Source organism: Agrobacterium sp. El2ro-1b (assembly GCF_048298475.1).
Taxonomy (GTDB): domain Bacteria; phylum Pseudomonadota; class Alphaproteobacteria; order Rhizobiales; family Rhizobiaceae; genus Agrobacterium; species Agrobacterium fabrum.
Map to the genome: position 1 here is coordinate 1,157,314 of NZ_CP103458.1, position 23,303 is coordinate 1,180,616.

General features: G+C 59.3%; 22 protein-coding genes. 11 read left to right on the top strand and 11 right to left on the bottom strand.

Features of this window, described 5'->3' with window-relative positions:
* Nucleotides 1-128 precede the first annotated feature (128 nt).
* The 3 genes from NYR50_RS05755 to NYR50_RS05765 all read left to right on the top strand — a co-directional run bounded on the left by NYR50_RS05755 (nt 129) and on the right by NYR50_RS05765 (nt 4,280).
* On the top strand, nt 129-2,627 hold the full coding sequence (locus tag NYR50_RS05755; protein WP_418137051.1) for a beta-mannosidase: 2,499 nt from the start codon (nt 129-131) through the stop codon (nt 2,625-2,627).
* 103 nt (nt 2,628-2,730) lie between these two features.
* A complete protein-coding gene (gene mgrA / locus NYR50_RS05760) occupies nt 2,731-3,762 on the top strand; it encodes an L-glyceraldehyde 3-phosphate reductase (RefSeq protein WP_418137052.1) in 1,032 nt (343 codons plus the stop codon).
* 191 nt (nt 3,763-3,953) lie between these two features.
* Complete coding sequence (locus tag NYR50_RS05765) at nt 3,954-4,280, top strand: RcnB family protein (protein WP_003525025.1); 327 nt, start codon at nt 3,954-3,956, stop codon at nt 4,278-4,280.
* Between the two features lie 66 nt (nt 4,281-4,346).
* Here NYR50_RS05765 and gndA read toward each other — a convergent pair whose 3' ends face one another.
* From gndA to ccoG, 5 genes are all read right to left on the bottom strand, one after another.
* Entirely contained in the window at nt 4,347-5,777 is a 1,431-nt protein-coding gene (gene gndA / locus NYR50_RS05770) for an NADP-dependent phosphogluconate dehydrogenase (protein ID WP_110760435.1), read from the bottom strand.
* A gap of 151 nt (nt 5,778-5,928) precedes the next feature.
* Nucleotides 5,929-6,090: a cbb3-type cytochrome oxidase assembly protein CcoS gene (gene ccoS, locus NYR50_RS05775; protein WP_174008434.1), complete on the bottom strand. Its 162-nt coding sequence runs from the start codon at nt 6,088-6,090 to the stop codon at nt 5,929-5,931.
* Nucleotides 6,087-8,378: a cation-translocating P-type ATPase gene (locus NYR50_RS05780; protein ID WP_418137053.1), complete on the bottom strand. Its 2,292-nt coding sequence runs from the start codon at nt 8,376-8,378 to the stop codon at nt 6,087-6,089. The genes ccoS and NYR50_RS05780 overlap by 4 nt, the downstream gene beginning before the upstream one ends.
* The gene (locus tag NYR50_RS05785; protein WP_418137054.1) at nt 8,375-8,875 is read right to left on the bottom strand and encodes a FixH family protein; all 501 of its coding nucleotides are present in this window, start codon (nt 8,873-8,875) and stop codon (nt 8,375-8,377) included. Before NYR50_RS05785 ends, NYR50_RS05780 begins: the two co-directional genes overlap by 4 nt.
* A complete protein-coding gene (gene ccoG / locus NYR50_RS05790; protein ID WP_418137055.1) occupies nt 8,872-10,455 on the bottom strand; it encodes a cytochrome c oxidase accessory protein CcoG in 1,584 nt (527 codons plus the stop codon). The genes NYR50_RS05785 and ccoG overlap by 4 nt, the downstream gene beginning before the upstream one ends.
* Nucleotides 10,456-10,575: 120 nt before the next feature.
* Between ccoG and NYR50_RS05795 the strand changes: the two genes are divergently transcribed.
* From NYR50_RS05795 to NYR50_RS05805, 3 genes are read left to right on the top strand one after another with little or no spacing between them, the layout of a single operon-like run.
* Entirely contained in the window at nt 10,576-10,980 is a 405-nt protein-coding gene (locus NYR50_RS05795) for an SRPBCC family protein (RefSeq protein WP_418137056.1), read from the top strand.
* 11 nt (nt 10,981-10,991) lie between these two features.
* Nucleotides 10,992-11,348: a VOC family protein gene (locus tag NYR50_RS05800; RefSeq protein ID WP_418137057.1), complete on the top strand. Its 357-nt coding sequence runs from the start codon at nt 10,992-10,994 to the stop codon at nt 11,346-11,348.
* A 16-nt stretch (nt 11,349-11,364) separates the two neighbouring features.
* Complete coding sequence (locus tag NYR50_RS05805) at nt 11,365-11,811, top strand: VOC family protein (protein WP_418137058.1); 447 nt, start codon at nt 11,365-11,367, stop codon at nt 11,809-11,811.
* A 54-nt stretch (nt 11,812-11,865) separates the two neighbouring features.
* Here NYR50_RS05805 and ccoP read toward each other — a convergent pair whose 3' ends face one another.
* From ccoP to ccoN, 4 genes are read right to left on the bottom strand one after another with little or no spacing between them, the layout of a single operon-like run.
* Nucleotides 11,866-12,729 carry a cytochrome-c oxidase, cbb3-type subunit III gene (gene ccoP, locus NYR50_RS05810; protein ID WP_418137059.1) on the bottom strand — a complete coding sequence of 288 codons (864 nt, stop codon included), beginning with the start codon at nt 12,727-12,729 and terminating at the stop codon, nt 11,866-11,868.
* Between the two features lie 3 nt (nt 12,730-12,732).
* A complete protein-coding gene (locus tag NYR50_RS05815; RefSeq protein ID WP_174008442.1) occupies nt 12,733-12,885 on the bottom strand; it encodes a cbb3-type cytochrome c oxidase subunit 3 in 153 nt (50 codons plus the stop codon).
* A gap of 12 nt (nt 12,886-12,897) precedes the next feature.
* A complete protein-coding gene (ccoO, locus tag NYR50_RS05820; RefSeq protein ID WP_080825074.1) occupies nt 12,898-13,629 on the bottom strand; it encodes a cytochrome-c oxidase, cbb3-type subunit II in 732 nt (243 codons plus the stop codon).
* 11 nt (nt 13,630-13,640) lie between these two features.
* Entirely contained in the window at nt 13,641-15,263 is a 1,623-nt protein-coding gene (gene ccoN, locus NYR50_RS05825; protein ID WP_418137060.1) for a cytochrome-c oxidase, cbb3-type subunit I, read from the bottom strand.
* A 346-nt stretch (nt 15,264-15,609) separates the two neighbouring features.
* On the opposite strand from ccoN, the gene NYR50_RS05830 reads away from it, so the two are divergent.
* From NYR50_RS05830 to NYR50_RS05840, 3 genes are read left to right on the top strand one after another with little or no spacing between them, the layout of a single operon-like run.
* Nucleotides 15,610-17,223 (top strand): SulP family inorganic anion transporter, encoded by a 1,614-nt coding sequence (locus NYR50_RS05830; protein ID WP_418137061.1) that lies wholly within the window; start codon nt 15,610-15,612, stop codon nt 17,221-17,223.
* Nucleotides 17,220-17,837, top strand: coding sequence for a ParB-like protein (locus tag NYR50_RS05835; protein ID WP_111807845.1), 618 nt, complete (start codon nt 17,220-17,222; stop codon nt 17,835-17,837). Before NYR50_RS05830 ends, NYR50_RS05835 begins: the two co-directional genes overlap by 4 nt.
* Nucleotides 17,834-19,909 carry a mechanosensitive ion channel family protein gene (locus NYR50_RS05840; protein WP_418137062.1) on the top strand — a complete coding sequence of 692 codons (2,076 nt, stop codon included), beginning with the start codon at nt 17,834-17,836 and terminating at the stop codon, nt 19,907-19,909. The genes NYR50_RS05835 and NYR50_RS05840 overlap by 4 nt, the downstream gene beginning before the upstream one ends.
* A 44-nt stretch (nt 19,910-19,953) precedes the next feature.
* Here NYR50_RS05840 and cobU read toward each other — a convergent pair whose 3' ends face one another.
* The gene (cobU, locus tag NYR50_RS05845; protein WP_418137063.1) at nt 19,954-20,475 is read right to left on the bottom strand and encodes a bifunctional adenosylcobinamide kinase/adenosylcobinamide-phosphate guanylyltransferase; all 522 of its coding nucleotides are present in this window, start codon (nt 20,473-20,475) and stop codon (nt 19,954-19,956) included.
* Between the two features lie 502 nt (nt 20,476-20,977).
* Between cobU and NYR50_RS05850 the strand changes: the two genes are divergently transcribed.
* A complete protein-coding gene (locus NYR50_RS05850; protein WP_174009101.1) occupies nt 20,978-21,670 on the top strand; it encodes a DUF599 domain-containing protein in 693 nt (230 codons plus the stop codon).
* Nucleotides 21,671-21,762: 92 nt separating this feature from the next.
* Nucleotides 21,763-22,728, top strand: a complete 966-nt coding sequence (locus NYR50_RS05855) for a heparan-alpha-glucosaminide N-acetyltransferase (RefSeq protein WP_418137064.1) — start codon at nt 21,763-21,765, stop codon at nt 22,726-22,728.
* A 188-nt stretch (nt 22,729-22,916) separates the two neighbouring features.
* Here the strand turns inward: NYR50_RS05855 and NYR50_RS05860 are convergent, their stop codons facing one another.
* Nucleotides 22,917-23,303 (bottom strand): MerR family transcriptional regulator, encoded by a 387-nt coding sequence (locus tag NYR50_RS05860; RefSeq protein ID WP_003515319.1) that lies wholly within the window; start codon nt 23,301-23,303, stop codon nt 22,917-22,919.

The following is a 23,303-nucleotide window of genomic DNA, read 5'->3' on the forward strand; positions in this document are numbered from 1 at the left end:
AACGTTGCCGGAGGGAGGAAATCGCAAAGCCGGATAACATGTCGCGGCCGCTTTGCGCCCATCCATTCTCCCCATATTCTGACACAAGCCTGCATCATAATGCCGGCCATCTCCGTTGAATTCATATTATGCAGGGTCCGATCATGATTTCTTCCTCCACGCCCGAAACCGTCATCGATCTGGCCGGGCTCTGGCACTTGGCGTCAGTGGAAGGAGACCATGCCACCGAGATTTCCATTCCGGGCGATATTCACTCCGCGCTCAAAAATGCCGCCATCATTCCCGACCCCTATCACGGCGCCAACGAGAAGGCCGTTCAATGGGTCGCACAGCAGGACTGGATCATCGAGAGGACCTTCATCCTCGATGATGCTGAGGCGAGCTGGTATCTCGATATCGATTATCTCGACACCGTCGCCATCGTCTTCGTCAACGACGTTCCGATCCTGAGCGCCGACAATTGCTTCCGCCGTTACCGGCCCGATATTTCCCGTGCCGTGCGGCCGGGTGAAAACACCATCCGAATCCATTTCCATTCCAACATCACGGCTGGCGCGGAGCGGCAGGCGCGGCAGCCCTTTTATATTCCCTATCACCCCGGCAATTCGCCGATCGCCAATGGCAACATGCTGCGCAAGCCGCAATGCCATTTCGGCTGGGACTGGAACATCGCGATTGCGCCGCTTGGCCTTTACGGCAAAATCCTGCTGAAACGCCTCGATACCGCCCGCATCGAACACGTCGTCACCTCGCAGCACCATGTCGAAGGCGGCGTCGAGCTGCATGTGGCCGTCACGCTGTTTGCCGAGGGACCGGCGAGCCTGCCGGTCTATCTGTCGCTGGGCGACGAAAGGCTGCGGCTGGAGTGCGGCGTCGGCGCTGGCGAAACGGTGGTACGCCACGTCTTCTTCGTTGAAAATCCAGACCTCTGGTGGCCGGCCGGCAGTGGCGAGCAGACGCTCTACAAACTCACGGTGGAACTGCCGAATGAAACCGTCACCCGCCAGATCGGCTTTCGAACCATCGAGCTTCTGACCGACAAGGATGAGGCTGGCAGCCGCTTCGCCTTCCGCATCAATGGCCGGGAAATCTTCTGCCGCGGCGCCAACTGGATTCCGGCCGACGCGCTCTATTCGCTGACCAGCCGCGAAAAGACCGAAGATATCCTCTGCTCCGCAGTCGAAGCAAATATGAACATGATCCGTGTCTGGGGCGGCGGCTTTTATGAGGAAGACTGGTTCTACGATCTCTGCGACCGTTTTGGCCTGCTGGTCTGGCAGGACTTCATGTTCGCCTGCAATCTTTACCCCTGCAGCGAGGATTTTCTCGACAATGTCGAACATGAGGTCGACTATCAGGTGAAACGCCTCTCCTCGCATCCCTCTATCGCGCTCTGGTGCGGCGATAACGAGCTGGTGGGTGCGCTGACCTGGTTCGACGAATCCCGCAACAATCGCGACCGCTATCTTGTTGCTTACGACCGGTTGAACCGCACCATCGAAAAAGCCCTGAAAAAAGCCGCTCCCGAAGCGCTCTGGTGGCCATCGAGCCCAGCCTCCGGTTATCTGGATTATGGCGATGCCTGGCACGCGGATGGTTCCGGCGACATGCATTACTGGTCCGTCTGGCATGAGAACAAGTCGTTCGACAATTATCATCAGGTGAAACCGCGTTTCTGCTCCGAATTCGGTTTCCAGTCCTATACGTCGATGCCGGTCATCCGCACCTATGCCGAGGACAAGGACATGAACATCGCCTCCCCGGTCATCGAGCTGCACCAGAAAAATGTTGGCGGCAATGAACGCATCGCCGGCACCATGTTCCGCTATTTCCGCTTCCCCAGGGATTTCGAGAACTTCGTTTACCTCAGCCAGGTCCAGCAAGCGCTGGCGATCCGCACCGCCGTCGATTACTGGCGTTCGCTGAAACCCCATTGCATGGGCACGCTTTACTGGCAGCTGAACGACACCTGGCCGGTCGCCTCATGGTCGAGCCTCGATTATGGCGGCGGCTGGAAGGCACTGCACTATGCCGCCCGCCGTTTCTTCCAGCCGGTCGCGGTGTCGGCCATCCCTTCGGCAGATGGACGCCGGGTGACTTTCTCCATGGTCAACGACACGGCGGAGGATGTCGAGATCGACATGAACATCGTCGCACTCGCCATGGACGGCAACCGCGTGCCGCTGAAATCCGCCAACGGTACTTGCACGAGCGACAAAGCTGCGACGCTGACCGATATCGACATGGGCAGCCTGCCTGATGGCGCGATCCTCGCGTGGAACTTTATCGCCTCCAATGGCATGACCGGCGAAGGTCATCATGTGCGCGACACCTACAAGGTGCTGGAGCTTCAGCCCGCCGGCCTGGAATTTTCCGTTGGCCCGCTGAAAAACGGCCAATTCGAAATCGATGTCACCGCCGCCGGTCTCGCGCTCTTCATCATGCTGGAGGCAGATCAGCCCGGACGGTACTCCGACAACCTTTTCGACCTTGCAGCGGGCGAAACGCGTCGCCTTATCTTCACTCCGAAGGCGGTCGGCCCCCAGCCGCATTTCCGCATCTTCGATCTTCATACCTGCCAATCCTCGCCCAATCCCGGCATTGAAACCATGCGGAGAAAGGCATAACCATCCCTCTTGGGAATGACAGGTTCATTCGCGCCTGTCTTCAACAGTTCAAAGGGTTGCCGGGTTCTCCGGCAGCCAGTCATCAGCAAGTGGAGGAAGACCCATGGTTTGGCAACCGGCCGAAAACCGATACGTATCCATGAAATACAATCATTGCGGCAAGACCGGCCTGAAACTGCCGGCGATTTCGCTCGGCCTCTGGCACAATTTCGGCAACGACACGCCGCACCAGACGAAACAGGCCATCTGCCGCCGTGCCTTCGATCTCGGCATTACCCATTTCGATCTCGCCAACAATTACGGCCCGCCTCCCGGCAGCGCCGAAACCGCCTTCGGTGAAATCCTCAAGACGGATTTCAGAGGCTACCGTGACGAAATGATCATCTCCTCTAAGGCCGGTTACAACATGTGGCCCGGCCCTTATGGCGAGTGGGGCAGCCGCAAATATCTGATCGCTTCCTGCGACCAGAGCCTGAAGCGCATGGGGCTGGATTACGTCGATATCTTCTATTCCCACCGTTTCGATCCCAATACACCACTTGAGGAAACCTGCGGCACGCTGGACCAGATCGTGCGCTCCGGCAAGGCGCTCTATGTCGGCATCTCCTCCTACAACTCGAAGCGCACCCGCGAGGCCGCCGCTATCTTGAAGGATCTCGGCACGCCCTGCATCATCCACCAGCCGAGCTATTCGATGATCAACCGCTGGATCGAGGAAGACGGTCTTGTCGATACGCTGGAAGAACTGGGTATCGGCTCCATCGTCTTTTCGCCGCTGGCGCAGGGCATGCTGACGACCAAATATCTCGGCGGCGTGCCGGATGGCAGCCGTGCCTCGCAGAGCAAGTCGCTCAACCCGGCCTTCCTCAACGAGCGCAATGTCGAAAACATCCGCGCGCTGAACAGCATTGCCGAGCGGCGTGGCCAGACGCTGGCGCAGATGGCAATTGCCTGGGTTCTGCGCGGCGGCCGCATTACCTCAGCATTGATTGGCGCAAGCCGTGTCGAACAGGTCGAGGACTGCGTGAAAGCACTCGATAATGCCGAGTTCTCTACCGAGGAACTGGCCGAAATCGACCGTTACGCCAAGGATGCGGATATCAACCTCTGGGCAAAATCCGCCGAACGCGTCTGACGTATTAAACAGACCGTCCGGTCTCCGCCGGGCGGTCTAAAACTCCAAGAGCGGGACTTATGTCTGCAACTGAAAGATTAACATCCGAACCTAACCATTAACAACCATTACATAAATGTAATTTTAAATTCAGTTTCCGTTCATTCGTTTATTCGTAAGTTCTCCTCATCGAAACACGAGAGGAAACTTCCATGAAAAAGTTCGTCACCATTCTTCTGGCAGCCACCGTTCTTGCAGCACCGATGGCGCAGGCACAAAGCCGTCACGACGACCGCCATCGCGGCGTCACCGTCGAACGTCAGGTCACCACCAAGAAGGTCATCGTCAAGAAGCACCGCTGGGATCGCGGCCAACGCCTTTCGGCCCGCGAGCGCCGCAACATGGTGGACCGCCGTGACTACCGCCGTTACCACCTCGCAGAACCGCGCCGCGACCAGCGCTGGGTCCGCGTCGACAACCAGTTCCTGCTCATCAACGCCGTCAGCGGCCTGATCGTCGGCCTCGCCGCCGCCCGCTGAGTTGAACCATAAACCGAAATGAAAAAGGCCCGCTTGCGCGGGCCTTTTATTTGTCGTTTCAGCCGATCAGAAAATGTCGGCGCCGCTGCCCCATGGGCCGTGCGGCTTGTCCACACCATCGGTGCGTTCAAAACCATGTGCACCGAAGAAATCGCGCTGTGCCTGAATGAGGTTGGCGCTGCCGCGGCCACGGCGATAGGCGTCGAAATAACCGAGCGCCGAAGCAAGCGCCGAAACCGGCAGACCGGAGAGCACGGCATAAGACACCACACGGCGCAGCGGCGCGTCGGTGTCCTTGACGATGGCGGAGAAGGCCGGCGTCACGATGAGGTTGGCCACATGCGGATCCTTGGTGAAGGCCGAGGTGATCTCATCGAGGAATTCCGAGCGGATGATGCAGCCGGCGCGCCAGATGCGGGCGATCGTCGGCATCGGCAGGTTCCAGTTGAACTCCTTGGAAGCCGCCGACATGATGGCGAAGCCCTGCGCGTAAGCACCGACCTTGGCGGCCAGAAGCGCGCTTTCGAGATCGGCGATAAACGCCTTTTTGTCGGCGGGTGCCGCTGCGAGGGTCGGCAGACCGAAGATCTTCTCGGCAGCTTCACGCTCATCCTTCTGCGACGACAGGATACGGGCAGCCACGGCCGCCTCGATGGCGGTTGCGGCGACGCCCATGTTCTGGGCTTCGATGACCGACCATTTGCCGGTGCCCTTCTGGCCAGCCTTGTCTAGGATCAGATCGACCATCGGCTTGCCGGTGATCGGATCGGCCGCGCGCAGAACCTTCTCGGTGATTTCGATCAGGTAGGAATTCAGGCGGCCCTTGTTCCATTCGGCGAACACATCGGCGATCTCGACGGCGCTCATGCCAAGGCCATCACGCAGGATGCCGTAGATTTCGGCAATCATCTGCATGTCGGCATATTCGATGCCGTTATGGATGGTCTTGACGAAATGACCAGCACCGTCATTGCCGAGCCATGCCACGCACGGATCGTCATTATACTTGGCGGAAATGGAGGTCAGAACCTTTTCGACGCGCTTCCAGCTATCCTCGGTGCCGCCGACCATGATCGACGGTCCATGGCGCGCACCTTCTTCACCGCCGGAGACGCCCATGCCGATAAAGGTCAGGCCGCTGTCCTTGAGGTTATCGAAACGGCGGATCGTATCGCGGAAATTGGCATTGCCGGCATCGATCATGATGTCGCCGTTAGCCAGATGCGGTTTCAGGATTTCCATCTGCTGGTCGACCGGATCGCCGGCCTTGATCATGATGATAATCGGGCGCGGAGGACGAATGGCGGCGACGAATTCCTCGATGGTTTCGCAGGGAATAATCTGGCTCTGCAGTTCGCCCGCATCAGCGTAGAATTTTCGTGTAACTTCCGGGGTTCGGTTGAATACGGCAATCTTGTTGCCCTTTTCCGCGATGTTCAACGCCAGGTTCGAGCCCATGACGCCGAGACCGATCAAACCGATTTCTGCCTGTTCCACGGATGTGCCTCCATCTTGCTTTTAGGTGGTCGTGTTGTGGCACTGTAATAGGCAAACGGCAAGGCTAGGGGCGACTGAAACGATTAAATTTTGATGACGCAAGTCAGCTTTGCATATTTGCGGCAGGTCGAGGCAGCAACCGCGCCTGCCGTCAAGATGGTGGCCGGGGCCGGTCATCGCCGTCGTCTATCGCCCGCCAGGCCGCCCCGTCCATATCCTCATATTGACCTGAGCGCACCGACCAGAGGAAAGCAAAAAGCCCGAGCGCGCCCAGAAACAGCGCGACGGGAATGAGATAGATCAGCATGTTCATGCCAGTTGCGCCCCCTCGCCCGTAAATCCCGACTTCGCTTCATTCCGAGGGAGAATGGTGTCAGCAGCACCGGCAAGGCGCAGCGCATTGGCAACGACGATCAGCGAAGATGTCGACATGGCAATGGCCGCAATCATCGGCGTCGCAAAACCGGCAATCGCAATCGGTACGGCGATGATATTGTAGCCGATAGCAAGCGCAAAGTTCTGCCGGATGAGGCTACCGGCGCGCTGCGATGTCTCGATCGCGAAAGGTACGGCATCGAGGTCCTCCTGCATGAACACGAAATCGGCGGCCTGCCGGCCAATATCGGCGGCGGTGGCGGGCGCCATCGATACGTGGGCGGCGGCAAGCGCCGGCGCGTCGTTGATACCATCCCCGACCATCAGCGCCCTGTGCCCCTCGCCGGCAAGCGCGGCACAGCGCGCCGCCTTGTCCTTCGGCGACAGGTCCGCGCGCCAGTTGCCGATCCCCAGCCGCTGCGCCATCGCACTGACGGCGGCGGCCCGGTCACCCGAGACGATTTCCTGCGCAAGGCCCCGCACAGACAAGCTGCGCAATGCAGCAATAGCACCCGCGCGCGGATTGTCCTCGAAGCCGAAGCTCGCCAGATGCCGGCCGTCGAGTGACAGCACCACTTCCGACCGCGCATCGCCATTGTCGATCAGTGTCTCATCCGGGCAGGCGAAACGGCGATTACCGAGCCGGTAAGTGCCAGCTTCCGTCTCGGCCTCGACACCCGACCCCGGAATTTCCCGCACCGTCTCATAGGCCGGCAAGGCACCGCTATAGGCGGCATGCAGAGCCTTCGACAACGGATGGCGCGAATGGGCCGCAAGGCCGGCGGCAATCGCCATGATGGCCGGCTTCACATCTCCGGTCTCGACCAGCCTCGGCTTTCCGACTGTCAGGGTCCCGGTCTTGTCGAACAGCACGGTGTCAATTTCGGCCAGGCGCTCCATGGCGGAACCTTCCTTGACCATGATGCCGTGCCGGAAGAGCCTTCCTGCGGCAACCACCTGCACGACGGGAACGGCAAGGCCGAGCGCGCAGGGGCAGGTGATGATGAGAACCGCAATGGCGATCAGCATCGCCTGTTTCCAGTCACCGCCGAAAATGCCCCAGCCGAGAAACGTCACCAGCGCCAGAAGATGCACCACGGGCGAATAATAGCTCGCGGCACGGTCGGCGATACGCCGGTAACGCGCGCGCCCGCCTTCGGCCGCCTCCATCAACCCGATCACTTCCGACAGGAAGGAATCCTTTGCGGACGCGGTCACCCGGGCGACAAGTGAACCGGTGAGATTGAGCGTGCCGGCCTGCAGGCTGTCGCCGGCCACGACGCGGCGCGGCGCGCTTTCACCATTGACGATGGACATGTCGAGATCGCTGCTGCCGGAGACCACCACGGCATCCACCGCCACCCGGTCACCCGCCGCAATCGCAATCGACATTCCGGGTGCGATATCCGCAAGCGACCGGTAGTCCCGCACCCCGTCCGTATCGATTACCGTTGCCCCTCGTGGCGAAAGCCGGGCAAGCCCGGCAATGGCCGAGCGCGCCTTGTCGCGCATGATATGGTCCAGCGTGCGGCCGATCAGGAGGAAGAACAGCAGCGACACGGTCGCATCGAACCACGCATGTTCGCCGTGATGGATCGTCTCCCACAACGAAACGGCATAGGAGAGCGTGATGGCGAGCGCAATCGGCACATCCATGTTGGTACGGCCGTGTTTCAGCGCGTTCCAGGCTGACTGGTAAAAGAAACGCCCGCCATAGATCAGCGCCGGCGCGGCGATCATCGCCGATATCCAGTGGAACATGTCACGCGTCGCGGCATCCGCCCCCGACCAGACGGAGACCGACAAAAGCATGATATTGGCGGAAGCAAAGCCGCACAGCGCCACCGCCCTGATCAGCTGCGAGCGCAAGGCGTCTGAAGCATCCTGCCCGCTGGCGAAAAGATGCGTGCGATATCCCGTCGCAAGGATGGCGCGGGCAATGTCGGCGGGATCGGTCCTGACGCCATTGACCTCTTCTTTCCAGACAACCACCGCACGTTTCGAGGACAGGTTCACCCGCGCCCGCTCCACTTGACCGAGACGGCCGAGCGCGGTCTCGATGGTGGTGATGCAGGCGCCGCAATAAACACCGGGCACGCTGAGATCGGTCTGGCGCAACCCCTGCCCCAGATCGCGGCTCGCCAGCATCAGCTCCTCCGACGATGGCGGATTGAGCGGTTCGCCGAGCTGCAGCGAACCTTCCGTTCCCGGTGCGCAGCAGCTCATTTTCGCCCCCTGATGACGGCGATCCGCGTGCCCTCATGCACGATGATCCTGCCTTCCTTGACGGCGGTGACCTCGACGATCCACTGACCGGGCAACATGTCATGCGCAGCGGTGAAGACACCCGTCGAAACCGGGGTGAGCTCCATGTCGAAATTCTGGCTCTCACCGACAGGTCGGCGGAAATGCGCCGTCACCGTATCCGTGTCGACGGGGCCGGTTTCGGCATGGAAGACCTCGTAGCGCACGGTCTTTTCATCCACCACCAGCCTGCCCTTGATGCCGGTCGCGGCCCTTGCCTTGGCGGCTTCCGTCTTGGCGTTGAACTGCTGGCTGGCCACATAGGTGTTGGGCACGACAAGCCCGCTCCAGCTGTGGACCGCGTTCCAGGCCATGATCATGTTGACGGTGATGACGGTGCCGAAGAACAGCACCATCACGCCGAGCATGTGCCAGCCGGTGAAAACAAACCCGGAAGCGCGTTGATTGTTCACTGTCATTTTTTCACTCCCGGAGCATTGAAGACCGCATCGTAGCGGGCCGTTTCGTGGCCGGCCGTATCGCTGACGATGAATTCGAAATTTTCCGCCGTCCGCGCGACATCCTGGCCCGGCAGGGTGACGAAGACCTTCAGCGTCGTCGCCTCGTCTGGCTCCACCGTCACCTCGAAGGCGCGCGCAGCCGTGTCCGGCATGCCGTTTATCTTCATCACCGCATTCGGAAGGCCCTCGATCGTCAGGCTCATTATGCGCGGCTGCGGCACCATGTTGAGGATGCGGACGGTGTAGCCGTTGCGGATCGAACCATTCGATTCCAGCACATATTGCGGATTACGGTCGTGCAGGACATTGAGCGCCAGCCGCTCACGCGTCACCAGAGCAACCAGAAGACCGATGCCGACGGCGGCCCAGATCATCGTGTAAAGCAGCGTGCGCGGGCGGAAGATGATGCGCCAGTTGAAGTGGCGGACGCGCTTGCTGAAATTGCCGTCCTCCTCGCGCACATTGGCGGGGCGGATGGCGTATTCGCCGTTGCCGGTCGCCAGCGCCATGTTGGACTGATATTCCGACAGCGTCGCATAAGCGATCAGCCCGCGCGGTTTGCCGATCTTGTCCATCACCCCGTCACAGGCATCGATGCAGAGCGCGCAGGTAATGCATTCCAGCTGCTGCCCGTCCCTGATGTCGATACCCATGGGACAGACCACGACGCAGGCATTGCAATCAACGCAATCGCCGATGCTCTCCCCTGCGGCCGCAGCCTTCTTAGCGTGACGCGAGCGCGGTTCGCCGCGCCAGTCATTATAGGTGACGACAAGCGAGTTCTCATCCAGCATCGCCGCCTGTATGCGCGGCCAGGGACACATGTAGGTGCAAACCTGTTCCCGCATCAGCCCCCCGAAAACATAGGTGGTGGCGGTCAGGATGGCGACGGTCGAATAGGCGATCATCGGCGCCTGACCCGTGACAAATTCCCTTGCCAGCGTCGGCGCATCGGCGAAATAGAAAATCCAGGCACCGCCGGTCAAAACGCCGATCACCAGCCAGATCGCATGTTTCAGCACCCGCTTGCGCAATTTGCCGAATGTGAAGGGCGCCGCATCCAGCTTCATGCGGGCGTTCCTGTCGCCCTCGATTGCCCGTTCAACGACCAGAAACAGGTCGACCCAGACGGTCTGCGGACAGGTATACCCGCACCATGCGCGCCCGATGGCGGAGGTCACGAGAAACAGCCCCAGCCCCGCCATGACCAAAAGGCCGGCAACAAAAAAGAACTCCTGCGGCCAGATTTCAATGAAGAAGAAATAAAAGCGCCGGTTGGCGATATCGATCAACACCGCCTGATCGGGCGCATAGGGCCCGCGGTCCCAGCGCAGGAACGGCGTCAGATAATAAATGCCGAGCGTGATCAGCATCACCAGCCATTTGAACCGCCGGAACCGGCCTTCGGCGCGCTTGGGAAAAATCTTCTTGCGCGCTTCATAGAGCGGTTTGCGCGTTTTTGCGGAATTGACGGCTTCCGCCTCCAGCCTTTCAACGGGCTGTTGCGGGCGATCCTGTCCGGCGCGATAGATGTTCATGATAGGAGTCCATTTTTATCTCCTTGCTTTCTCCCATCTCCGCGGTGAAACATCCTTGACTTACATCAAGTGACGACAAAGTGGCGCAGCCCGGGGAAAGCGCCGCCAGGGGAGGATGAAATGCCTGTCATGCAGTCGAGAATCATTCATCTGTCTGTCGAAAAACCGTGGGCTGAGGTTTATGACTTCGCCGCCAATCCAGAAAACATGCCCCGCTGGGCCGCAGGCCTTGCAGGCGGCCTCGAAGCCGATGGCGAAGACTGGATCGCGAAAGGCGGGCCGCTCGGTAAGGTGCGCGTGAATTTCGCACCCCACAATGAATTTGGCGTCATAGACCATGTCGTCACATTGCCTGACGGACTGAAGGTCTATAACGCGCTAAGGGTCACCCCGAATGGCAGCGGCACGGAGGTCAGCTTCACGCTGCTCCGACTCGAAGGGATGACGGATGAGGATTTCGAGCAGGACGCCAAGGCGATCACCGTCGATCTCGAAACGCTGAAATCGCTGCTCGAAGCGGATTGATGGAGTAAATGATGACAGAAAATACCAACGAACGGCGCATCGACTATGTCGAATTCAACGTCTCCGATATCGAGCGCAGCAAGGAATTTTACGGCGGGGCGTTCGGCTGGTCCTTCAAGGATTACGGTCCGCAATATTGCGAATTTTCCGATGGGCGGCTGACGGGCGGCTTTACCACCACCGCGCCGGTTTCGGCCAAGGGCGGACCGCTCGTTATTCTCTACGCCGCCGATATCGAGGATGTGCAACGGCGCATCGAAGCCGCTGGCGGCCAGATCAGCGTCGCAATCTTCGCCTTTCCCGGTGGCCGGCGTTTCCATTTCATCGATCCGGATGGATACGAGCTGGCCGTGTGGTCGAAAAACTGATCGGCAGGAGCCCGCCATGACTTTGACAACGCCGCCTTTTTCTTTGGTCGGTATCGATCATATCGTCTTTATCGTCGACGACATGACGCGGGCGCTCGATTTTTACCGGAACGTGCTGGGGTGTAGGGATGGTTACTCTTACCCTGCTCTCGGGATGGAGCAAGTCTGGTGCGGAAATGTCTTGATCGTGCTGTGGGATGTCACGCACCCCGGTGGCACGAAGGCTGCTCCGCCCGTCGCCGGAGGACGTAATGTCGATCACATCTGCATAGCGACCGGCCCTCTGAACCATGATGCGCTTCGCGCCCATCTGGCGAAATTTAACGTCACGATAGAACAGGAAGCCTTTCACGGCGGCGCGAGAGGAATGGGACATTCGTTTTATTTCCGTGATCCCTTCGGCAACAAGATCGAGTTGAAGGGGCCAGCCGAATATCCTGATGGACGGGCGGAAAACGCCTGATCTGAACAAAAAAAGGGCGCCTCCCCGGCGCCCCTTCTTTACATTCTACTTGCCTCATTCGCCCCCACCAAGCGAATGCACGAAGATCGCCAGCTGTTTGACGGTCGTATCGCCAAGACGTTCACCCCAGGCGGGCATGACCCCGTGCTTCGGCGAACGGATCTGCGCAACGATACCCTCTTCCCCATGCGCCTTCAGCCAGATCGTGTCGGCCAGATTGGGCGCGCCGAATTCGCGATTGCCCTTGGCATCTTCCCCGTGGCACGAGGCGCAATTGTCGGCAAAGAGCTGCTTGCCGGGCTCCACCAGCGCCGGGTTGGAAGGGGTGCCGGTGAGGCTGACGACATAGGCGGCGACCTCGCGAATTTCGTCCGATTTCAGAATGTCACCGAAAGCAGGCATTTCCGAAGCGCGTGTATCCGCATCATCTGCAAAACGGATGCCGTGCTTCACCGTCGTGTAGATATCGTCGACGCTGCCGCCCCACATCCAGTCGTCGTCATTGAGGTTGGGATAACCCTGTCCGCCTTCCGCGCCCGAACCGTGACACTGAATGCAATTGACCTTGAAAGCGGCAGCGCCGCCCGAAAGGGCAAATTGCATCAGGGTTGGATCCGCCTGAATTTCAGCAAGCGACGAATTGGCGATCTTGTCGACATAAACGCTCTGTGACTGTTTCGCATCCGCAATCTCCGCGGCGATTTCGCCACGGCTGCTCCAGCCGAGCAACCCTTTCGTTGCGCCTGATATCAGCGGATAGGCCGGATAGGCGATGGTGTAGCCAATGGCCCAGAGGATCGTGAAATAGAAGGTCCAGACCCACCAGCGCGGCATGGGATTGTTCAGCTCGCGAATACCGTCCCATTCATGGCCGGTGGTTTCGACGCCGCTGATGTCATCAATGTGTTTTTCGGACATATTCTAGTCCTCCCTGAGCGGAATGCTGGCGGCATCGTCCGCGGCTTTCTTGGAGCCGGGGCGAAGGGTGAAAACGACGACGCCGGCAAAGAACAGGGTCATGACAAGCAGGCCCCAGCTGTCGGCGAAGTGGCGCATGGCCGTGTAGGTTTCCATCGTGTCGCCTCCTCACCGGTATCCGGCGGCATCGTCGTAGGTCGAGAAATCGACCAGCGTGCCGAGCATCTGCAGATAGGCAACCAGCGCATCCATTTCGGTCAGCTTGGCCGGATCGCCGTCGAAATCGCCGACCTTCGCCTTCGGGTAACGAGCAAGTAGCTCGCTCGTATCAGCGTTGGGATCGGCTTGCGCGTGCAGATCGGCCGCCGATTTCTCGATCATCTCGTCACTATAGGGCACACCGACGGCGCGGTTGGCCTTCAGCTCCATGGACACATCCGTGATCTTCAGCGGCGTGGTCTTGAGGAACGCATAGGACGGCATGATCGATTCCGGCACCACAGAGCGCGGATTGGCCAGGTGCTGCACATGCCATTCGTTCGAATAGCGGTCACCGACACGCGCGAGGTCAGGCCCCGTGCGCTTGGAGCCCCACTGGAACGGATGGTCGTACATGGATTCCGCCGCCAGGCTGTAATGCCCGTAACGCTCCACCTCGTCACGGAACGGCCGGATCATCTGGCTGTGGCAGACATAACATCCCTCGCGGATGTAGATGTTGCGACCGGCCAGTTCCAGCGGCGTGTAAGGTCGCATGCCCTCCACCTTCTCGATGGTGTTTTCGAGATAAAAGAGCGGTGCGATTTCGACGATACCGCCGATGGAGACCACAAGCAGCGAGCCGACCAGAAGCAGGGTCGCGTTACGTTCGATGACGCCGTGTTTGTCGAGTATGGACATCGGCCCCCTCCTTATTCAGCAGGCTGTAGCGAAGGAGCCGCGCCTTTGCTGGCGCCCTCCTCGCGTTGATGACCGAGGATGGTCATGGTGACGTTGTAGGCCATGATCAGCGCGCCGCTGAGGAACATCAGGCCGCCCAGTGCACGCATCACGTAATAGGGGAACAGTGCCGCGACCGATTCCGCGAAGGAATAGACGAGGAAGCCCTGCGTATCGTATTCGCGCCACATCAAGGCCTGCTGGATGCCGGCCACCCACATCACGGCGGCGTAGATGACGATGCCGATCGTGGCGAGCCAGAAGTGCCAGTTGACCAGTTGCAGGCTGTAGAGACGATCCCTGCCCCACAGTTTCGGCGTCAGGTAATAGATCGCGCCGAAGGTGATCATGCCGTTCCAGCCGAGTGCGCCGGAATGAACGTGGCCAATGGTCCAGTCTGTGTAATGGCTAAGCGAGTTGACGGCCTTTATCGACATCATCGGACCTTCGAAGGTCGCCATGCCGTAGAAGGCAACGGCCATCACCATCATGCGCACAATGGGGTCGGTGCGGATCTTGTCCCAAGCGCCCGAAAGCGTCATCAGACCGTTGATCATGCCGCCCCAGGAGGGCATCCACAGCATGATGGAGAAAACCATGCCCAGCGTCTGCGCCCAGTCCGGCAGTGCCGTATAGTGCAGATGGTGCGGGCCGGCCCAGATATACATGAAGATCAGCGCCCAGAAGTGGATGATCGACAGGCGGTATGAATAGACCGGGCGGTTCACCTGCTTGGGAATGAAATAATACATCATGCCGAGGAAGCCGGCGGTCAGGAAGAACCCCACAGCGTTATGGCCGTACCACCATTGCGTCAGCGCATCCTGCACGCCCGAGAAAGCCGAGTAGCTCTTCACGCCGAGGAACGAAACCGGAATGGCGAGATTGTTGACGATGTGCAGCATGGCGATCGTCACGATGAAGCTGAGGTAGAACCAGTTGGCCACATAGATATGCGGCTCCTTGCGCGTGAGGATCGTACCGAGGAACACCAGCAGATAGGCGACCCAGACAATGGTCAGCCAGATGTCCACATACCATTCCGGTTCCGCATATTCGCGGCCCTGCGTGATGCCGAGCAGATAGCCGGTGGCGGCCATGACGATGAAGAGGTTGTAGCCCCAGAACACGAACCAGCCGAGATTGCCGCCGAAAAGGCGCGCCCGACAGGTTCTTTGCACCACGTAAAAGGAAGTGGCGATCAGCGCATTTCCGCCGAAAGCAAAGATGACTGCCGAGGTGTGCAGCGGCCGCATGCGGCCAAAATTGAAATAGGGTGCGATGTTGAGATCGGGAAAGGCGAGCTGAAGCGCCACGACGACGCCAACCAGAAAACCGACGACACCCCAGAACACAGTGGCGATGACGCCGTATTTCACCACCTCATCGAAATATTCGGAGTTGCGGCGAGCACGCGCGGCCGGATCGACGGGCGCGAAGGAGACACGGCGCAACAGAAGCACCGTGCTGACCACAAGTGTAAAGAACAGCACCCACATATGGGCGGCGAACAGACTGTCATGGGCAAAAGCCGCCCCGAGCAACGCGAGAAAGGCCCCGAGGGCCACGATCGCGGTTTCTAACGTATAATTCATTGTTGGTTTCCCCCAACGTGCAAGCCGACCGACGAAAGGCAGGTTATGCGCCTGGGAAAGCGGAAACGCGCCTTTGCGTCGGTTGGAGCATTGCCACCGGCAGGGCAACGCCACCTTGATCCAGATCAAGAAAGCAAAGCTGTCGCAGCCCAGGCAAAACAGGGTTCGGCTTCGTGAAAGGAATTGCGGAAGAACAAAAATGACCTGCTCCTGGCACGACGGCTTTCAACGGCCCCGGAACTCATCGATCCGCGCTGCCAAGCCACTGGATTTCCATCGAGACTTCACGCTAATCCTGATATTGTCGTGTTTGGCGCGAGAACTCCGGTGAGGATCATGGTGCGGCATGGGTAACAACGGGCGGGATATTCTCGCAGGGCTTTCCGTCGCCGGGCTGATGTTACCGGAGGCGATCGCTTATTCCGGCATAGCCGGTGTTCCGCCACAACATGCATTATATGCGGCCATGGCAGGCTGTCTTGTTTATGCCCTTCTTGGCCAGAGCCGTTTCGCCATCATCTCGCCAACCTCGTCATCCGCCGCGATTCTTGCAGCCATGCTGACCGCGCTCGTGCCGCAGCCCGGACAGAAAATGCTGCTGGTCGCCGTCGCGGTGTTTCTTGTCGGGCTGCTGTTCCTTGCCGCCGGCACATTGCGGCTCGGCGCCCTGTCGAGCATCATTTCGAGGCCCGTGCTGCGTGGCTTTGCATTCGGACTGGCGATTCTCATTTCGCTCAAACAGTTCCCCGCGATCTTCGGCATGCCGGAATCAGGAGCCGGCACATTCGAGGCGATCTGGCAGATATTGACCCACCCAAACCAATGGAACGGTTTCAGCCTGTCGATCGGCATCGCCGCTCTTCTCCTGCTGCTTTTCGCAAGACGTTATCCGCAGCTTCCGGGAAGCCTCATCATCATTGCGCTGGCAATCCCCATTTCGGTGCTGTTCGATCTTAAGCAGCGCGGCGTCGATGTCGTCGGCGCGATCGATCTATCGGGTATCTGGGGAAACTTCACCGCGATCTCCCTTGACGAACTGGCGCATGTGGCGCGTTTCGCCCTGCCTCTAGTGTTGATCCTGTTTGCCGAATCCTGGGGAACGATACGGGGCCTGTCGTTACGGCACGGGGAAAATGTGGATGCCAATCGTGAACTGAAGACGCTTGGTATTGCGAATGTCGCGAGTGCCGCCTTGCAGGGTATGCCTGTCGGGGCCGGATTTTCCGCCGGCGCCGCGAGCGAAGCGGCCAATCCGCGCACGAGAACGGCCTCGGCAATCGCGGCAATCGGGCTCGCCTGCTTCACCTTTGCCTCGGCCGACTGGTTTGCCTATATCCCGCATGCCGCCCTTTCCGCCATCATCATCGTGGCCTTGCTTCATGCGCTGGATCCATCTCCGTTTTTCCGGCTCTGGCGGTTGAGGCAGGACCTCGTGCTTGCCCTGGCGGCAACCGCCGGCGTGCTTTTCCTTGGCGTCCTCAACGGAATGCTGGCAGCAATCGTGCTGTCTTTCGCGGTATTCCTGCAAAGACTTTCCTCCCCGCGCATCGTGATGCTCGGCCGCCTCGGCGCGAGCCACGACTTCGTGGACGTGAAGCGACATCCGGACGCCGCGGAGCCGGCCGGCATGCTCGTCCTGCGCCCGGCGCAACCGCTTTTCTTCGGAAATGCCGAGCCGACATTCGCGGAAATCACCCGCCGCATACTCGCGAGCCCTGACATCAACGCCGTCATCATCAGCCTCGAAGAGACATTTGAACTCGATACGACAGCCCTTGAGGCGCTGCTGGAATTCGACGCCAGCCTGCGCGGGCGCAACATCGGAATTCGCTATGCCCGAATGCACGATGCGGTGCGCGACGTTGTCGCCGCTGGTGGCGGAGCGGATCTTTTGCGTCGGGCAAACTACAGCGTTGACGATGCCGTTGCCGCGATGGACGGCCTCAGGGAGGAAAAATGACGCATATTTATGAGCCTCGTCTGTCTCGTATTGCCATCGACAAGTTACGACCGACGCAGATCGCAGTGGGCTTCCGCGAGGTCGAGCTGAAAAGAAAGGAGTGGCGTGAAACCAGGAAAAAAGACGGAGACGATTTTCTGGGAAACCACATCGTTCCGGTCGTGGCTGGTCCAAAGGACAGGGCCTATCTCATCGACCACCATCACCTCGTTCTCGCACTCTCCAAGGAGGGCGTGGAACATGTGCTGACAAGCGAGGTTGCCAAGTTTTCCCACCTTGGCAAGGATGAGTTCTGGTCGGTGATGGACCATCGCAACCTGATCTATCCCTTTGATGCTCAGGGCCTGCGGCGGCAACCGGGCGACATCCCGAAAAACATACACGATCTCGAGGATGATCCTTTTCGATCCCTTGCCGGAGCCCTGCGCATGGCCGGCGGTTACGCGAAAGTCACTATTCCCTTCTCCGAATTCGGCTGGGCCGATTTTCTGAGACGACGAATCGATCGTGATCTCCTCAGCGACTCCTTTGACGAAGCATTGGCCGAAGCGATGAAACTGGCGAAATCACGGGAGGCCCGGCATCTTCCGGGCTGGTGTGGGGTTGAGGAATGAATGTTTTATCCCGCCTTTTGAGGTTCTGCGCCCGCTTGCTGGCTCTCTGGCTGGCCTTGTGCCTGTTTTCTCCCTCCGCCGTCTTCGCTCAGACTCTCACGCCCGCAAATCCGGCAAATCAGACCACGGAACAAAAAGTCGACCAACTCCTCAACCTCATGGGGCAGGACGATGTTCGCAGCCTGCTGGCGCAACGGCTGTCCGATACGTCTGACGTGGCCGCCCCTGATGACGGCAATATGAGCGTGCTCGACCAATGGGCAAGCAAGCGGCGCGAACATCTGGCACGGCTCGCCGGTGATGCCCCGGCTATTCCCGGGGAATTGTCGAAGGCGGGAACAACGCTCGTCAACGAAATCGAGGCTTATGGCGTTCTCCGTTTCCTCGCCCATGTCGCGCTGCTTTTCGGAGTGGGAATCGCGGCAGGGATCGCGACCTACTGGATAACCGCCGCCCGCACCGCGCGCGCCCTGCCCGGCAATGTCGCCGAATTTGCGCTGGCGACAGCCTCGAGACGCCTGCTGCCCGTGGTGGGATATGGCCTTTCGGCGACGATCATGTTTTTCACCATTCCGTGGCCGCCGCTCTTAAGCGCGGTGCTGCTTCCCTGGCTTGCGGTCAGCGTCGGCCTTCCGCTTGTGAAAGCGGTCGTCGATCTGTTGAAACGGGTCATCAACGACGGATTAAATTCGCGGCGCCAATTCTGGCTCACACGCTCTCTCGATCTCCTGGCCGTAGCGATCGTCTGCTGGGCCGTGCTGCGCATGCTTGTCAGCCTCGGGGTGACGGCGGCCGCAGTCAAACTCATCTCCTATACGATGATCGCGGCACTCTTTGCCCTTGGCGTTTATTTCATCTGGCGCCAGCCGCAGGCGGACGCGAATACCGAGCGTCGGCGGTCGCTGGATGTGGCCTTCACCTTTTACCTGTTCATCCTGTTTGCCGTCTGGATCGCGGGTGCTGGCGTGTTTTTCTGGCTGGGTTTTTTTGCGCTGGTTCTTCCCGGTGCCGTCGGCACGCTGGGAATAGCGGCGCGAAAAACCGCGACCGCGATGGGCGGCTATTCCGAAACGGACTTCCGCCCGGTTCTGGCGCAACGCAGTGTCCGGCTGCTGGTGCTGGGCGCCGCCGTCATATGGCTCCTGTTCCTCATTCGAAACCATCCGGGCGCGCTTCCGGGCGGATCGACCGTGAGCGCGATGTTCACCGGCTTGCTGCATGGTATTCTGGTCCTGCTCTTTGCCGACCTCTTCTGGGTAGCGATCAAGACGGTGATTTCGCGGCGGCTGGAAATGAATGCCCCGGCGGCGAGCGAGCATGGCGTGCCCGCCTCCGACGACAGATTGCAGACAATCCTGCCGATCCTGCGCAACATGCTGGGAATCCTGATTAGCGCCGTCAGCGTCATGACGGTTCTCTCCGAACTTGGGGTCGACATTGGCCCCCTGCTCGCCTCCGCCGGGATTTTCGGGATCGCCATTGGTTTTGGTTCGCAGACGCTGGTGAAGGACATCATCAGCGGTGTCTTCTACATGATCGACGATGCTTTCCGGGTGGGTGAATATATTCAGAGCGGTTCATACAAGGGAACCGTCGAGTCCTTCAGCATTCGCTCGGTGAAACTGCGCCACCATCGCGGACCGATCTATACCGTGCCCTTCGGGTCGCTCGGCGCTGTCGAAAATATGAGCCGCGACTGGTCGATCGACAAGTTTCTCGTCACCGTTGCCTTCGATACGGACCTCACAAAAGTGAAATCGATTACCCGCGAGATCGGCAAGGCATTGAAGGATGACCCGGAATTCGGGCCGATGCTCATCGAGACGGTCAAGCTCAAGGGTGTCGAACAGTTCGGAGACTACGGCATGACGCTCGGTTTCGGCATGATGGTGAAACCAAACGGCCAACAATCAATCATCCGCCGAAAAGCCTATTCGATGCTGAAGGATGCCTTTGAGAAGAACGGCATCGAATTCGCGACGATGAGCGGCACCTCTCCCGGAAAACCAAAGCCAGGTCCACAACCGCCCGAGGAGCCGCCATCGGAGATGACCGATAATTTCAGGCCCTAGCGGACAATAGCCCGAACATCTCCCGAAAACGTTAGGCTCGGGGTTCAGCCCTTCATCTTCAACGGCAGCCCGGCGGCGACAAAATAGACCTCGCCGGCAATGGCCGCGATGCGCTGGTGCAGACGGCCGGCATGATCGCGGAATTCGCGCGCCATGCGGTTTTCCGGCACGATGCCGAGGCCGACCTCGTTGGAGACGAGGATCAACTTTGCATGCGTCGACGCGATTGCCGATTCCAGTTCCGCGAAGGCCGTCTCCATATCGGCATTCTCCATCATCAGATTGGTGAGCCACAATGTCAGGCAATCGATGAGGATGACGCTGTCAGGGCTGTCGAGCCGCTGCAGCACGGTAGCAATATCGACCGGCGCTTCATGGGTGGTCCATTCCCCGCCGCGCCGTTCCTGATGATGGCTGATACGGTCCCGCATCTCGTCATCCCATGCCCGGCCGGTTGCGATATAATGCAGGCGTCCACCCGCTTTTCCCGCAAGCTCTTCGGCAAAACGCGACTTCCCGGAGCGCGCGCCGCCAAGAATGAAAACGGTGCGGTTTTTATCTGTCATGGAAAACCTGAAAGGAAAGAATGAAGCGGACCGGCATCTTTGCGGTATCGCAAGCCAGGGACAGACGGTCATGAAGGGAACGATTCGTAGAAAAAGGCGTCCCCCGGTTGCTCATGCCGGACTGCCGCTGATACCGGATCGGAGAAACAGGACCTGCCCGCAGTATGCGGGACATCAAAAGCCGTGATTACCCCGGATGCCGGAAACACCGGTCCTGATAAAAGGCTAGGTGCGAAAGACCATCCTGTCAATCGGCGGGCGGCCGTGCCGGAAAATGACGCGGAACCGGTACGCAAAACCTGACCCGGAACCGGCAGACCTGTCGTCCGCGAAGTGATTGATAAAGCGACTTGGTTACCGGAACGTTAGCGAAAATCCGAATGGTGCGGCGGCAACGCCACAAGAGAATATCCGGTGACGGCAATCGCCGCCATTGCCTTGCCATAGCCTTCAAATCAATATGCTTTCAAAGATTCGCAAACAGCAAGGTGCCCTGCCCGTGATGACCGTCATGGACTATATTTCGATCGTCGTTTTCATCCTGTTGTGGGTTACCTACAGCCATATCACGACGAGAAAGCGGCTGTTTTCGCGCGCCAGCCTCAATCAGGCCATGGCCGAGCGCCGTCGCGACTGGATCCTGAATTCGCTGAAACGCGACCTGAAGATGATCGATACGCAGATTATGGCCGGCCTGCAGAACGGCACCGCCTTTTTCGCTTCCACCTCCATCTTCGCCATCGGCGGATGTTTCGCCTTGTTGGGCGCCACTGACCAGGTCGAATCGGTGTTTCGCGACATGCCCTTCGTGCATTATGCCGGGCGCACGGCCTTTGAACTGAAGGTCATCGGGCTCACCTGCCTGTTCGGTTATTCCTTCTTCAAATTCGGCTGGTCCTATCGTCTGTTCAACTATTGCACCATCCTGTTCGGCGCCATTCCCATGGTCCACGATGTCAGTACGGACCGTGAGGCGGCGGAGCGCGCGGCCGAAAACGTCATAAAGATGAACATCATCGCTGCTAAGAACTTCAATGACGGCCTGCGGACGATCTTTCTGTCCATCGGTTATCTCGGTTGGTTCATCAGCCCCTATGTCTTCATCGCCAGCACCATCATCATCATCGTGGCGCTGTTGCGCCGCCAGTTCTTTTCAGAGGCCCGCCGCGCCATCATGGAAGAAAACCGGCCTTGAAATAGCCGCACTTAAAGGGCCAAGCCCACACGTCATTTCAAGCATATCCAAGTGAATGCCGGCCCCTCGAAAAGCTAAAAAAAGCGGAAAACATGGACACAGACGCAGCCGCAAATGAAAACCGCCGCAAAGGTCGCATCGGCGGGCTGGATACCCTCAGAGGGCTCGCGCTCCTCGCCATGGCGTCCTACCATTTCACATGGAATCTGGAATATTTCGGCTATCTCGAACCCGGCACGGCAACCACGGGGCTCTGGAAGCTTTATGCGCGCGGCATCGCAAGCTCCTTCCTGTTTCTTGCCGGCTTCAGCCTGTTTCTCGCCCATGGCAAGGGTCTGAACTGGCAGTCCTTCGGCAAACGTTTTGCGATGGTGGCCGGCGCAGCCCTGCTCATCACCGTCGCCACCTATTTCGCTTTTCCGGACAGTTTCATCTTCTTCGGCATATTGCACAATATCGCCGCCGCAAGCCTCGTGGGGCTACTGTTCCTGCGGGCGCCCGCGCCCGTGACGCTGCTTTTCGCGATCGTTGCATTTGTCCTGCCGCAATATCTGCAGTCCGATCTTTTCAACGCAAAATGGCTGGCCTGGATCGGCTTTTCCACCATACCGCCGCGCTCGAATGATTACGTGCCGCTGCTGCCATGGCTTGCGCCTTTCCTCGGCGGCCTTGCGGTTTCCCAATTCGTCACGCCGCGCGGCTGGCTTGATCGTTTTCGCAATCCAAGCGCGCCGCGCAATCTCGTCGCCAGCGCCGGCCGCCATAGCCTCGCCTTCTACCTCATCCACCAGCCGGTGCTGATCGGCCTCGTTTATACACTCTCCCTCGTCGCCCCGCCTCCGCCGGTCGATCAGGTCGAGCTTTATAAATCAAGCTGCGAAAAAAGCTGTGTCGAACAGCCGAACGCGGCGGAACTCTGCCAGCGTTTCTGCGGCTGCACGCTGGAAAAGCTGCAAGCGGAAAACCTGTTCGACACGATGATGGAGGGCAAGCTCAGCACGAATCAGCAGACGAAGGTCAGCGAAGTGGCGCAGCAGTGTACGGTTGAGGCGCAGTAGCCGTTGGTCTGCGAGACCGGCGAGCGTTCCCGTCACACTCGGCGTCATCCTCGGGCTTGACCCGAGGATCTATCCACGTTGCATAAAATCATACCGCTGCAGATCCTCGGGACAAGCCCGAGGATGACGGAGGAGGAATATTAATTCTTAACCGATGACGTACTGCGAATATCTCACGAAATCTTCGCTCAGGTCCCCACACCGATTTCGGCAAGCCGGGTCAGACATGCTTCTTCAACATTGTCGAGCTCCGCCAGCGTCTCTTCGATGTCCTTGCGTTTCTGCCTGAGATCGGCGCGCTTTTCATCGACCTTCTTCATCAGCAGCACCAGCTGACCCGATTCGCCCGGCGGCTCCTTGTAGACATGAATAATCTCGCGAATTTCGGCGATGGTGAAGCCGATCCGGCGGCCGCGCAGGATTTCCTGAATGAGACGGCGATCGGCAGACCTGAACAGACGGGTGCGCCCGCGACGCTCAGGGTGAATCAGCCCCTCGTCCTCGTAAAATCGCAAGGTGCGGGTGGAAACACCGAATTCGCGTGTCAGTTCGGTTATGCTATAATACTTGTCCAA

What these genes read in the sequence shown, in the direction of transcription:
- NYR50_RS05755 (WP_418137051.1), top strand. Translation starts at nt 129, where the DNA reads ATGCAGGGTCCGATCATGATTTCTTCCTCCACGCCCGAAACCGTCATC.
- mgrA (WP_418137052.1), top strand. Translation starts at nt 2,731, where the DNA reads ATGGTTTGGCAACCGGCCGAAAACCGATACGTATCCATGAAATACAAT.
- NYR50_RS05765 (WP_003525025.1), top strand. Translation starts at nt 3,954, where the DNA reads ATGAAAAAGTTCGTCACCATTCTTCTGGCAGCCACCGTTCTTGCAGCA.
- ccoS (WP_174008434.1), bottom strand. Translation starts at nt 6,090, where the DNA reads ATGAACATGCTGATCTATCTCATTCCCGTCGCGCTGTTTCTGGGCGCG.
- NYR50_RS05780 (WP_418137053.1), bottom strand. Translation starts at nt 8,378, where the DNA reads ATGAGCTGCTGCGCACCGGGAACGGAAGGTTCGCTGCAGCTCGGCGAA.
- NYR50_RS05785 (WP_418137054.1), bottom strand. Translation starts at nt 8,875, where the DNA reads ATGACAGTGAACAATCAACGCGCTTCCGGGTTTGTTTTCACCGGCTGG.
- ccoG (WP_418137055.1), bottom strand. Translation starts at nt 10,455, where the DNA reads ATGAACATCTATCGCGCCGGACAGGATCGCCCGCAACAGCCCGTTGAA.
- NYR50_RS05795 (WP_418137056.1), top strand. Translation starts at nt 10,576, where the DNA reads ATGCCTGTCATGCAGTCGAGAATCATTCATCTGTCTGTCGAAAAACCG.
- NYR50_RS05800 (WP_418137057.1), top strand. Translation starts at nt 10,992, where the DNA reads ATGACAGAAAATACCAACGAACGGCGCATCGACTATGTCGAATTCAAC.
- NYR50_RS05805 (WP_418137058.1), top strand. Translation starts at nt 11,365, where the DNA reads ATGACTTTGACAACGCCGCCTTTTTCTTTGGTCGGTATCGATCATATC.
- ccoP (WP_418137059.1), bottom strand. Translation starts at nt 12,729, where the DNA reads ATGTCCGAAAAACACATTGATGACATCAGCGGCGTCGAAACCACCGGC.
- NYR50_RS05815 (WP_174008442.1), bottom strand. Translation starts at nt 12,885, where the DNA reads ATGGAAACCTACACGGCCATGCGCCACTTCGCCGACAGCTGGGGCCTG.
- ccoO (WP_080825074.1), bottom strand. Translation starts at nt 13,629, where the DNA reads ATGTCCATACTCGACAAACACGGCGTCATCGAACGTAACGCGACCCTG.
- ccoN (WP_418137060.1), bottom strand. Translation starts at nt 15,263, where the DNA reads ATGAATTATACGTTAGAAACCGCGATCGTGGCCCTCGGGGCCTTTCTC.
- NYR50_RS05830 (WP_418137061.1), top strand. Translation starts at nt 15,610, where the DNA reads ATGGGTAACAACGGGCGGGATATTCTCGCAGGGCTTTCCGTCGCCGGG.
- NYR50_RS05835 (WP_111807845.1), top strand. Translation starts at nt 17,220, where the DNA reads ATGACGCATATTTATGAGCCTCGTCTGTCTCGTATTGCCATCGACAAG.
- NYR50_RS05840 (WP_418137062.1), top strand. Translation starts at nt 17,834, where the DNA reads ATGAATGTTTTATCCCGCCTTTTGAGGTTCTGCGCCCGCTTGCTGGCT.
- cobU (WP_418137063.1), bottom strand. Translation starts at nt 20,475, where the DNA reads ATGACAGATAAAAACCGCACCGTTTTCATTCTTGGCGGCGCGCGCTCC.
- NYR50_RS05850 (WP_174009101.1), top strand. Translation starts at nt 20,978, where the DNA reads ATGACCGTCATGGACTATATTTCGATCGTCGTTTTCATCCTGTTGTGG.
- NYR50_RS05855 (WP_418137064.1), top strand. Translation starts at nt 21,763, where the DNA reads ATGGACACAGACGCAGCCGCAAATGAAAACCGCCGCAAAGGTCGCATC.